Below are 11,919 nucleotides of genomic sequence, written 5' to 3' on the forward strand. Positions count from 1 at the left end.
CTGCTAAGCCTTAACGTTTATTCCTCTGCCGAAGCCAAGTCCTTGAATTGCCGCTTGTTCAATCATTTCGGTTTCAAATTGAGTTTCACTTGATCCCTCTTCGCCTTGAAAAGACTGACGGCCAGAAGCTTGCTGCTGACTGCTTCCATGGCCTTGATGCTGCGATGACAGCTGAGTCATCGATTGTCCCTGCGACACCTCAAGCTTATCGACCATTAGGCCTTGTGCTTGAAGAGCGGAACGAAGCTGAGCCATTTGATTATCCAGCATATCTTTGGCCATAGCTGTATCCGTTTGGAAGATTGCCGTCAATAAGCCATTTTGCATCGTAATCCGTACGTCAACTTGCCCCAGATGTTCAGGGAAAAGCATAATCTTCGCTTCTGAAACACCGTTTAAAGACGTTATATCAAACTTTTGTACAATCATTCCCGTCATCGACTTAGCAAAGTCATCCGCAACGACAAAAGAAGTCGCAGCTGCTGCTGCATTTGCAACCAGCGGTGCGAATCCACGCAGCTTATCCGGATTACTTGCACCCGGCTGAACCAGCGGATTCGTTTCAGCCGATGAAGTGACTGTTTCTGAATCGACGCCTTGCTCTAAGCTTGGAACTGCTGTTGAGAGGACTGCCGGGTGTACTGCCGCTTGCTGCGATAAACGCTGCAACAACGTGCTAACCTCAACTTGTGGAGCAGATTGCGCTGAAAACAGCTGTTGTGTGAAGGCTGTCGATTTCGTTTGCGGTCTATTCGTTTCCACCGGCTCGCCTTCCAAAATCGCTGTTAACGCTTGAAGCTGCTGCGCTGCCAATTCAGATGGCTCTTGTTGTTGAATCAGCTTAGTTGTTCCTTGCTGAAGCATGGCTTGTAATTGCAGCAGCGTATCCTGCAGGCTAGACTTCACAGCTGCGATGCCTGCAACTACCTGCTGATCAGACATGCTTCCATCCCCGGCAATCAATGGCTTAGCCGTTTGCTGAATTACCGGAACTGGAATTCCGATCAACGCGAGCAGCGCATTCATTTGATCGAGAACAGCTTCTAATTGCTGCAGCTGCTGCTCATCTTCTGCTGGCGCTTCGCTATCTTCTTTTGCCGGTTCAGCAAGCTGTTCAAGCAGCCCGTCGATAATCGACATCAGATCGGATATAGTAGGGGCAGCTGCAGGTTCTGCGGTTTCGCTTGCCGCTTCCTTTAAGACAATAGCAACTGGCTCATTGCCTTGCGTATTTGCAGTACCGCTTGCAGCATCGCCGCCGTTAAGCTGCTGCACTAACGTTTTTTGGAATACCGCTCCGCCTGTACTATTACTCGCTTGTCCAGATGTTGTTGATTGAGCCTTCGGCTGGCTTGACGCAATTTGTGGAATCATCATTTCCATTTTTCTCACCTCCTTTCGATTAAGGGGTTCAAAAGCTGCTTGGTCAGCCGTTAACTGCCTGTCATCAATTTGGATACAATCTGAGCTGTGGTCGCTTCATTAATTCCCGACATTTCCGCTAGAATGGCCGATCTCGGCTGATTGTCAACCGCATTAAGAATCCGAAGCACCTTGCTTGGACTTACCTCCACCATTTTAATTAATAATTCAGCGGCGCTTTTTGGATCCATTGCCGTGAAGGTGGCACTTAGCTGCTCTTGATCAAGAACAGAGGTCGCTTTCTTTGTTTCCGGTGTTTTCTGAGCATTAAGTTTTGCTTGAAGCGCGGCAATTTGCAAATCCTTTGTCTTCACATTATCCTTCAGCATCATTGCTGCGTCAGCCGCCGTCTGCGGATTCATCTTCTCCATAATACGTACCCTGTCATCGGAGCGCATATTTGCAAACACAAGCACGATTTCTTTTAGAGTCATGCTTTGCAGAATAGGTGCTGCTTTACTTGGTGTAATTTTGGAAAACATACTCGCTAATTCTTGAATTTTCGCTTCGTATTCCTCATCCTCAAGCAATTGCTCATCATTAACGCTCTTGAGCTGAGAGTTATCGCTTTCCAAATCTTTAACCTCTTGCTCAAGCGCAGTCTTCGACTGGTTTGCAGCTGCCAGTTCGCTTTCAATCGCAGTCAGCTGCGCTTGCAGATCCGCAATTTTCGCAGACATGTTTGCTGTTTTCAAATCAACATCATTTAATGCCCCTCCTGCAACCTTAGGTTCAGGAAGCACATCCTTTAAGAAGGGAACCGAGTTTCCGGCCTCCAGCATCTTATTGCGAAAATCATTATTGAACAAGGTATACAATACGCCGAGCAAAACGATTGCGAATAAAATCGGCGTCATCAAAAACATGATTCGTTCCAGCGTGCTGTAACCTTGCTTTTCATTATCCAAACCCGCCAATTCCACTCACTCCCTCTAGCCGGTCTCACGCTTCACTTTATGGGGTTGGGATCATGAAACGGACGCTTGCCAGCTCATCCAATTCGTTCTGCTCTTTGATTTGCATAGCTTGTTGGAATCGGTCACGCGCATGATCTTTTGCTTTAAGCCACACTTTCTCATCCTTCATCTTGTCCGAAAGCTTAAGCCTGCTTTGTTCAACCGCCTTCTGCGCATGCAGCACATCTTGCAATTTGCTTGTAATACAAGCTACTAAATGATCCAAATAATGCTGGATGACTTGAAGTTCTGACAGGGGGACGGCAATACGTGTAGCCTCATGAAGCTTACCTTCCCATTCCTGCTGCTTCGCTCTTAACAGCCCAAGCGACAGCTCCGCTTCTGCTAGTGCGCCAATTGCTGATGATAGAGTCCATTCTGCTTGTGTCTTCTCACTGGACTTCAAATCAACAACTTTTTGAAATGAATAACGAAACGATGCCATCTATCTGTTCAACTCCTGTAAAAATCGGTAATTAAACGATTTTGCGCTTCCTCTAAGCTCACTTTTTCGCTGGTCTTCTGCCTCGTATAACTCTGAATCGGCTCAATAAATTGAAGCGCCATATCAATTTCTGCATTTGATCCTCGTTGGTACGCCCCGATATTGATCAAGTCTTCCGAATCTTTATATATAGATAGAAGCTTTTTCAGATCATTTGCCGCATCCTGCTGCTCTTCCGTTACAATTTCCTTCATAACGCGACTAACAGAGGCTAACACATCGATTGCGGGAAAATGTCCTTTATGAGCTAATTGACGGCTCAAAACGATGTGACCGTCCAAAATTCCGCGGACAGCATCCGCAATGGGCTCATTCATATCATCACCGTCTACAAGCACGGTGTAGAAGGCAGTAATAGATCCTGCAGGTCCTGTCCCTGCACGTTCAAGCAGTTTTGGCAGTGCAGCGAAAACCGAAGGCGTATAACCGCGTGTAGCGGGAGGCTCGCCGATAGCAAGGCCAACCTCACGCAGCGCCATCGCATAACGTGTAACCGAGTCCATCATCAACATAACGTTTAGGCCGCGATCGCGAAAATATTCAGCTATGGAAGTCGCAATTAAAGCGCCTTTCATACGAATTAATGCAGGCTGGTCAGAAGTTGCTACGATTACGACCGAACGGGCAAGCCCTTCAGGCCCCAGGTCCTTCTCGATAAACTCCAGCACCTCGCGTCCGCGCTCGCCGATCAAGGCAATTACGTTGACGTCAGCGGATGTATTCCTTGCAATCATCCCAAGCAGCGTACTTTTGCCGACACCCGAGCCGGCGAAAATTCCGACGCGTTGACCGCGTCCTACGGTAAGCAGTCCATCAATCGCTCTCACGCCAATTCCTAGCGGTTCTACGACGCGTGGACGCATGAGCGGATTACTCGGTTCATTGTGCGTTGAATAATGCTGCATCCGCCTAGGCAAGAACGATCCGTCCAGCGGATTGCCGAGGCCGTCCAGCACTTTACCCAGCAGCTCTGATCCGACTTGAACCGTTAAGGGTTTGCCTGTTCCGACAACATCGCAGCCAGGGCTTATCGCATGAAGATCGCCAAGCGGCATCAAGATAACCTTGTTATCGCGAAATCCGACGACTTCCGCTTTAATCGGCTTCGCTCCTTTGGATGGATAGATAAGGCAAACGTCTCCGATACTCGCATCCGGCCCTTCCGATTCAACCGTCAGGCCGATAACTTGCGTTACTTTTCCGTTTACCCGTACGGGATCAAGCGGCTGCATATGCTCGATGTACTTTAGAACATCCAGTTTATTCACTTTCATCGGAATAACCTCGTTCTTCGCCGCTATGATGAGCGAGATGTATTAACTCTCGTTTAATCTCAGCCAGCTGCGTATCGATCCTCGCGTCGATGCTGCCGTATGCAGAACGAATGACACAACCGTTATCCTTTACCGTCGAATCAGGCAAAATCTGCAGCTCGGCTTGCGAATCGATCGCAAAATGAAGCTCTTCTCTAGCAGCTTGTACGAACGAGAGTTGTCCTGGAGCGACGCAAAGCGTAATTACGCCCTGCTCTCTTCTTCGGGACAACGATTTGCGAATCAGGTCGATAGCCATCTCAGGCGCTAACGTAAGCTGCTGCCCAATGATTTTTTCTGCGATAGCGCAGCTTAATTCAACCAGAAAGGGCTCCGCCTCCTGAATGATTTGCTCACGCATTTCAAATGCTGTTTTTAATACATCCGATGCTTCGGAAAGCTTATGCTCCCAAATCTCGCGCAATTCCTTTTCTGATTGCGCAGCACCTTCAGCATAACCAAGCTCATAACCGGCTTTCCTTGATGCTTCGGCTGCCGCTTCATCATCCGTACGCCTTTGCAGCCACCAAACATCGATCTGCTGCTGCGTTTCATCCAGAAGCCTTTCGCTTTCCTGAGCCGCTTCGCGAAGTCGTTCTTCCGCATAGAGCTGAGCATCATTCAGAATTTGATCTCGCAGTGAAATGGTCTCTTCATCAGGTACAGGTTCAATCTCAGCTTCCTGATCAAGCTCCACGACCATTTCAACATTTCGTTGATGCAGCCATTCCAGCTGCTTTAGTTGATCAAGAGTAATCACGCTCGAAGATTTTATCAAATTAGACAATGATGTCGTCTCCTCCACCGCGGGCGATGATGATTTCACCAGACTCTTCTAATCTGCGAATGGTAGCAACGATACGGGTCTGTGCTTCTTCCACGTCGCGCAGACGGACTGGACCCATAAACTCCATTTCTTCTTTGAAGGTCTCTGCCATTCGTTTCGACATGTTGCGGAATATCGCTTCACGAACCTCTTCGCTCGCCACTTTAAGCGACAGCTGAAGATCTGCATTCTCAATATCGCGGATGATCCGTTGAATCGAGCGATTGTCGATATTGACAATATCCTCGAATACGAACATGCGCTTCTTGATTTCTTCTGCAAGTTCCGGATCTTGAATTTCGAGCGCATCAAGAATGGTTCGCTCCGTACCTCGGTCGACACCGTTCAATATTTGTACGATAGAATCGATACCGCCGGCATTGGTGTAATCCTGCGTAACGGTTGCGGATAGCTTTTGCTCAAGGACACGCTCTACCTGAGAAATTACCTCTGGCGACGTGCTGTCCATCAACGCGATTCGCCTTGCTACCTCTGCTTGCTTCTCCTGAGGAAGAGAAGATAGAATATGCGAGGATTGCTCAGATTGCAAATAGGACAAGACCAAAGCAATCGTCTGCGAATTCTCGTTTTGAATAAAGTTTAAAATTTGTGTAGGCTCCGCTTTTCTGGCGAAATCAAATGGTCTTACCTGCAGCGTAGCTGTCAATCGGTTAATGACCTCAAGCGCTTTTTGCTCGCCGAGCGCTTTTTCCAATATGTCTTTTGCGTAGGAAATACCACCTTGCGTTATGTACTCCTGAGCCATGCAAATTTGGTGAAATTCGCTCAATATCGTTTCTCGGTCAATACTGTCTACTTTCCGTACATTTGCGATTTCCAGCGTTAGCTGTTCAATTTCTTCTTCACGTAAATGCTTAAATATTTGTGCCGACACCTCAGGTCCAAGCGTAATAAGCAAAATGGCTGCTTTCTGGCGACCTGTTAAGCTTGGCATTGACTTTGACAATTGAACCACCTCTATTCATCCACGAGCCATGTGCGAAGAAGATTAACGAACTCATCCGGTTTTCGTTTTGCAAGTGTTTCAAGATTTTTACGGGCTTGGCTTTCGTTGCTGACACTTTCCAAATCAAGCGTTGGATATTCCACTTTGGTAGGTGCAGACAACTCAATTTCTTCCTCAACAACTTTTTTGCGTCTGCGGGCAAGCATAAAGATCAGTCCGCCGATTATAGCAAGAGCTGCGGCACCGATGCCGATCATCCAAGGCATAGAAAGCAGACCTGCTTGATCATTCGAACTGCTGCCGGAAAATGTTCTTGCAATTAAGGATACTTTCTTCTGCATAAGCGCATCATCGTTCACATCTTGACCGGAATCCGCGAGCTGCGCTCTGACCAATGCAGTTAAATAGGTCATAATTGCTGCTTTACTCGCCTCATCATTCATTTCTGACTGTTCGATACCGATACTAATAGAAAGGTCTTTGAGAACAAATGGCCCGGACACGATGTTATTGCTGATACGAGTAACATCATAATTCCGAATTTGGGAATTCGTTTCTGAAGAGCTTCCACCTGTTGATGCCGCCTGATACCCTGGCACATCAGTCTCCCCGGTTCCTGCAACGCCGCCAACTGCTCCCGAATCGCCAGTCGAAGTGCTGTTGTTAATTTCTTCGCTAATAATAATTCCGTTATTGTTGTTGTTATCAAGCGGTTTCACGACTGATTCCTGCGATGTCTTCTTATCGAAGTTCATGCTGCTGGACACTTGAATAACTAAATTATCAGCTCCGACGATCGGTCCGAGAAATTGCTGAATGTTTTTCTTAAGCTCGGCTTCATATTTCCGTTGAATGACGAATTGCGATTCTACTGCATCTGTATTACCAGCTAATCCGCCATCCGTTTCAGAATACGTCAATTCTCCTTGCGGACTCGAAATCGTGATGTCCTTAATCGCTAAATTCGGAACAGCGGTTTTTACGAGGTTATAATACCCGTCGATTTCTTTCTGACTAGGCCGATAGCCTGATATAAATTTCAACATGATTGATGCGGAGGCTTGTTCAGCGTCTTCCGCTGAAAGAAATACACTTTCTTCCGGCAAATTAACCAAAACTTTCGAACTATCCACACCTTGCATTGCATTTAGAAGCTGTTGAATTTCTCCATTCAAGGCATTGATATACTTCACGTTAAATTCATTTTCAGTCGTTCCAAATTGACTAGAGCTTGCACTAAAGGCTTCAAATCCGATTGAACCGTTTTGCACTAATCCTTGCGAGCCGACATCCACCTTAATTCTGGATGCATCCGTGCTCGGCACCGAAATGCTTTTCCCGTTGTCACTGAGCTGATAAGCAATTCCGCTGCCATCCAAGTAAGTCATAATAGCTGCTGCATCGGTCGTGTCTAAATTTTGGAAAGCAATTTCATATTCCGTTCTCGTAAACACGATCGTTAACAAAATGATTGTTAACAACAGTCCGCTAATAGATGCCCCCAACCATATTTTTTGTTTTCTGCCCATTTGGCCCCAAAATTGAGTGAGCCTACCTCGAAATTGGGCGATTCTCTCGTTCACGTTGTCACCTCACCCAAATACTATGCTAGGTCTTAAGTATGATTAGATTTGCATCCGCATCATTTCTTGATAAGCCTCGACTACTTTGTTGCGGACTTGTGAGGTAAGCTGCAAACTCAACTGTGCTTGCTCAGAAGCAATTAGAACCTTCGTGACATCCGCCTGACCCATTATGTATTTATCATTAAGCTTATGAACGTTTTGTTCTTGGTTACTTACATTATCGATTGCCGTTTGCAAAAATTGTCCAAAAGACTGTGTTAATTGTGCCGGAGTCGCTTCTTGAACCGATTTTGTTTCAACTAGTTTGGCAGGCTGAACCGGTCCAAGCGACATCGCTTGTATCATCAATATTCCTCCAATACTTTATTGAATGATTATGTATGCTTACTTGCCGATTTCTAAGGCCTTAACAAACATCGATTTGGCAGCATTCAAAGCCGTTACGTTTGCTTCATAAGATCGTGTCGCCGAAATCATATCCACCATTTCCTTCGTAACATCCACATTCGGCATATTCACGTAGCCGTTTGCATCCGCATCAGGGTGTGTTGGATTGTAGATGAGCTTGTTCGGCGATTGATCTTCTTTTATTTTTGTTATTTTAACGCCTTGCGCAGCCGGGCTTCCGCTTAACTGCCTAGAAAGCACACTTGAAAACGACTGCTGCATCGGTTCCATAACGACCATCTTCCTCTTATATGGCTGGAATTGACCGTTTACAAAACTGCCTCGAGTCGTTTCTGCATTTGCTATATTAGAAGAAATAACATCCATCCGCAAGCGTTGCGCAGATAATGCGGAAGCGCTTATATCAAACCCTGTTGACAATCTCACCGTTAGGCTCTCCCTTCAATCGCCGTGCGCATCATTCTCACTTCATGATTAACTTGTTGCACATACAGGTTATAGCTCAATTGATTTTTGGCCAGCAAAGACATTTCTCGGTCGATATCAACATTATTTTCATTGTTGTTCATCGAAGTTGATTCATCGGTCACAATCTGGGGTATAGGCACATTAGATGATCCGGGCGATCCCGGTCCTATAGCTATATGCCTATGATTCGTTCTTTGACCCGTCAATCGACCTTGCCGGTCCCCCATCATTTGTCCTAATAATTCCTCAAACAAAACCTCAGACCGTTTGAAATGCGGCGTATCTCCATTTGCCACATTGTTAGAAATGACGCGTTGCCGCATTTCTGCTGCTTGAAGCGCACCTTCCATTCTTCCGAATGCTGCGCCATTCAACAAATTCACGTAGTTTCACCACTTTCACATAAGAGATCTATTTTACCTATTCAACAGATTACCGCTAATTTCCTTCTTTGTTCGACAGAAATATTAAAAAAATGAGACGACTGTGTCGTTTTTTGCTGACAAGTTAATATTCAACAATTCCCTAAAATATTACAATGAGAAAAAAGCCCTATCTTTTAAAAAAGATAGGGCCCTCTTATTCTCATAGTCCTGCAATCAGGACTTAATTTTTTCCAGCTCTTGCAGCAGCTGCTGGTTCAAAATTTTTATATATGTGCCTTTCATCCCTAAAGATCTCGTTTCGATCACGCCGGCACTTTCAAGCTTGCGCAATGCGTTAACGATGACTGAACGGGTAATACCTACTCGATCCGCGATTTTCGATGCTACGAGCAAGCCTTCTTTGCCATCCAGCTCTTCAAAAATATGTTCCACTGCCTCTAGTTCACTAAACGACAAAGAACCGACCGCGACTGAAACAACAGCGCGACTTCGAACCTCCTGCTCAATTTCCTCAGTCCGCTCACGCAAAATCTCCATACCAACGATCGTTGACCCATACTCCGCTAATATAAGATCATCATCATCGAAAGTGCCTGACAAACGGGTCAGCACTAAAGTCCCCAGACGGTCTCCTCCACCGATAATAGGCACAACCGTCATTATTTCTTGATCCCCTAACCTTGGAAAGGTTTCATAAATACCAGGATCCGGTTTCACATTCGTCATCGATTCTTGCATATCTAAAAAACGAACGTTAGTCTCTTGCGGGAAACGGAGCTCATCAGCAGATAACGTCCGCATAAAATCATGATCATATGCGTCTACAGCCGAACAGCCAAGTATTTTCCCTCTGCGACTGACGACGAATACATTCGTCTGGATCGTTGTGCAAAGCACTTCCGCCATTTCCCTGAAGCTGAGCGCTTTGCCGGCCGCACGTTGCAGCAATCGATTCAGCGTTCTTGTCTTTGTTAGTAAAGTCATTCTGATGCCTCCTAGAACTCATAACAACTACAGTATATATTGACTTAAATCACGGTTCTGTGCAATGCTTCCCAGTTTTTCCCGAACGTATTCCGGCGTAATCGTCATTTTCTCAAGCGAAAGCTCCGGTGCTTCAAACGATAAATCCTCAAGCAGCTTTTCCAAAATCGTATGCAAACGGCGTGCGCCAATATTTTCGGTATTGCGATTTACCTCAGCAGCGATCGATGCTAGCTCGCGAATCGCTTCATCCGAGAACTCGATTTGGATACCTTCCGTCTCGAGCAAGGCCGCATATTGCTTCGTCAAAGCATTTTTCGGCTCCTTCAATATGCTTACAAAATCATCCAAACTTAGGCTGGTCAGCTCTACCCGAATCGGAAAGCGGCCTTGAAGCTCGGGAATCAGATCGGAAGGCTTCGCAACATGAAACGCGCCTGCGGCAATAAACAGAACATAATCCGTCTTGACCGGACCATATTTGGTCATTACCGTAGATCCCTCTACAATGGGTAAAATATCGCGCTGAACACCCTCTCTGGAAACATCCGGTCCAGAACCACGCGAAGGGCTTGCGATCTTATCAATCTCGTCTATGAAAATAATGCCGGATTGCTCCGCCCTGGTAATCGATTCCGAGATCACATCATCCATATCGATCAGCTTATTCGCTTCTTCTTGCGTCAACACCTTACGCGCTTCCTTTATAGGAAGCTTGCGCTTCTTGGGCTTCTTCGGCATAAGCTGACCGAACAGCTCCTGCATATTCATGCCCATGCCTTCAGGCCCCTGTCCAGAAAGCATATCCATCATACTAGGCGAGGTATCCTCGACCTCTATTTCAATCATTTCATTTTCGAGCTTACCTGCGGACAGCTGTTCCTTGAGCTGCGAGCGTTTTTGAGAGAGCGCATTTTCTACTTCAGGCTCTTCCTTTGGCTCCTCGGACTGCTGTTGATTGCCAAAGAGCATCTCGAACGGATTTTTTTGCGACTTCGCTTTTGTTGCGGACGGCGCCAGCAAGGATACGATCCGGTCGTTAGCAAGCTTTTCGGCTCTGTCTTTGACCTTTTCGGTTTTTTCCGTTTTCACCATCCGAATGGCTGTTTCGACGAGATCGCGGACCATCGATTCAACATCGCGGCCGACATAGCCTACTTCAGTAAATTTAGTCGCCTCAAGCTTTACGAAAGGCGCCTTTACCAGCTTCGCCAAGCGGCGGGCGATTTCCGTTTTACCGACTCCGGTTGGTCCAATCATCAAAATATTTTTCGGAACGATTTCATCGCGCAGCGATTCATCGAGCAAACTTCTGCGATAACGATTGCGAAGCGCAATTGCTACGGAACGCTTCGCCGGCTTCTGCCCAACGATATACTTATCAAGCTCCGCTACGATCTGACGTGGCGTCAGTGCATCATTTCCCATTATAAAATCCCTCCGATATCTATTCTTCCCTATGAATTCCCGAAGCTTGGCCGTCTATTCTAAACAGGATTAGTTGATTTATACGATTTCTTCTACAATAATATTATGATTTGTAAAAACGCAAATTTCAGCTGCGATCTCGAGAGATGAGCGCGCGATATCCTTTGCTTCCATTTGAGGCGCGTGGCGATGAAGCGCTCTTGCCGCCGACAAGGCGAAGCTTCCGCCCGAGCCTATTGCCAAAATGCCGTCATCCGGCTCTATGATCTCGCCATTTCCCGAAATCAGCAGCAAGCCGGTTTTGTCCATGACCAGCATCATCGCTTCCAGCCTGCGTAAAACGCGATCGGAACGCCATTCCTTCGCAAGCTCCACTGCAGAACGCTGCAAATTGCCATGATGCTCTTCCAGCTTCGCCTCAAACTTCTCGAACAAAGTAATCGCATCTGCAACCGATCCCGCGAATCCGGCAATGACTTGACCGCGGTAAAGCCTTCTTACTTTTTTCGCTGAATTTTTCATGACCATGCTGTTCCCGAAAGTTACCTGTCCGTCCCCGGCAATAGCGCCTTTCCCTTCATGCCGTACTGCACAGATCGTAGTTGCGTGAAATTGCATTTCCATTGCTTTGCCTCCCCAAGGTTCCATATTGAAAATAGATTGTCATGCC

The 11,919-nt window shown here is 46.5% G+C and carries 13 protein-coding genes; all 13 read right to left on the reverse strand.

Features of this window, described 5'->3' with window-relative positions; translation table 11 throughout:
• Window positions 1-3: 3 nt before the first annotated feature.
• Complete coding sequence (locus AC0YNZ_RS01125) at window positions 4-1,383, reverse strand: flagellar hook-length control protein FliK (protein ID WP_475824903.1); 1,380 nt, start codon at window positions 1,381-1,383, stop codon at window positions 4-6.
• Window positions 1,384-1,433: 50 nt separating this feature from the next.
• Complete coding sequence (locus AC0YNZ_RS01130; RefSeq protein WP_475824904.1) at window positions 1,434-2,339, reverse strand: MgtE protein; 906 nt, start codon at window positions 2,337-2,339, stop codon at window positions 1,434-1,436.
• 37 nt (window positions 2,340-2,376) lie between these two features.
• Window positions 2,377-2,823 carry a flagellar export protein FliJ gene (gene fliJ / locus AC0YNZ_RS01135; RefSeq protein WP_475824905.1) on the reverse strand — a complete coding sequence of 149 codons (447 nt, stop codon included), beginning with the start codon at window positions 2,821-2,823 and terminating at the stop codon, window positions 2,377-2,379.
• 8 nt (window positions 2,824-2,831) lie between these two features.
• On the reverse strand, window positions 2,832-4,157 hold the full coding sequence (fliI, locus tag AC0YNZ_RS01140) for a flagellar protein export ATPase FliI (protein ID WP_475824906.1): 1,326 nt from the start codon (window positions 4,155-4,157) through the stop codon (window positions 2,832-2,834).
• The gene (locus AC0YNZ_RS01145) at window positions 4,144-4,983 is read right to left on the reverse strand and encodes a FliH/SctL family protein (protein ID WP_475824907.1); all 840 of its coding nucleotides are present in this window, start codon (window positions 4,981-4,983) and stop codon (window positions 4,144-4,146) included. Before AC0YNZ_RS01145 ends, fliI begins: the two co-directional genes overlap by 14 nt.
• Complete coding sequence (gene fliG, locus AC0YNZ_RS01150) at window positions 4,976-5,977, reverse strand: flagellar motor switch protein FliG (RefSeq protein WP_475825474.1); 1,002 nt, start codon at window positions 5,975-5,977, stop codon at window positions 4,976-4,978. Before fliG ends, AC0YNZ_RS01145 begins: the two co-directional genes overlap by 8 nt.
• A gap of 23 nt (window positions 5,978-6,000) precedes the next feature.
• Window positions 6,001-7,572, reverse strand: coding sequence for a flagellar basal-body MS-ring/collar protein FliF (gene fliF / locus AC0YNZ_RS01155; RefSeq protein WP_475824908.1), 1,572 nt, complete (start codon window positions 7,570-7,572; stop codon window positions 6,001-6,003).
• Window positions 7,573-7,614: 42 nt separating this feature from the next.
• The gene (fliE, locus tag AC0YNZ_RS01160; protein WP_475824909.1) at window positions 7,615-7,920 is read right to left on the reverse strand and encodes a flagellar hook-basal body complex protein FliE; all 306 of its coding nucleotides are present in this window, start codon (window positions 7,918-7,920) and stop codon (window positions 7,615-7,617) included.
• Between the two features lie 39 nt (window positions 7,921-7,959).
• The gene (gene flgC, locus AC0YNZ_RS01165) at window positions 7,960-8,409 is read right to left on the reverse strand and encodes a flagellar basal body rod protein FlgC (RefSeq protein ID WP_475824910.1); all 450 of its coding nucleotides are present in this window, start codon (window positions 8,407-8,409) and stop codon (window positions 7,960-7,962) included.
• Window positions 8,410-8,411: 2 nt separating this feature from the next.
• Complete coding sequence (flgB, locus tag AC0YNZ_RS01170; RefSeq protein WP_475824911.1) at window positions 8,412-8,834, reverse strand: flagellar basal body rod protein FlgB; 423 nt, start codon at window positions 8,832-8,834, stop codon at window positions 8,412-8,414.
• A 216-nt stretch (window positions 8,835-9,050) separates the two neighbouring features.
• Window positions 9,051-9,821: a GTP-sensing pleiotropic transcriptional regulator CodY gene (gene codY, locus AC0YNZ_RS01175; RefSeq protein ID WP_056637080.1), complete on the reverse strand. Its 771-nt coding sequence runs from the start codon at window positions 9,819-9,821 to the stop codon at window positions 9,051-9,053.
• A 27-nt stretch (window positions 9,822-9,848) separates the two neighbouring features.
• The gene (hslU, locus tag AC0YNZ_RS01180; RefSeq protein WP_475824912.1) at window positions 9,849-11,249 is read right to left on the reverse strand and encodes an ATP-dependent protease ATPase subunit HslU; all 1,401 of its coding nucleotides are present in this window, start codon (window positions 11,247-11,249) and stop codon (window positions 9,849-9,851) included.
• Between the two features lie 78 nt (window positions 11,250-11,327).
• Entirely contained in the window at window positions 11,328-11,873 is a 546-nt protein-coding gene (gene hslV, locus AC0YNZ_RS01185) for an ATP-dependent protease subunit HslV (protein WP_110769027.1), read from the reverse strand.
• Between the last annotated feature and the right edge of the window lie 46 nt (window positions 11,874-11,919).

This window comes from Paenibacillus sp. J2L1-98, assembly GCF_056269405.1.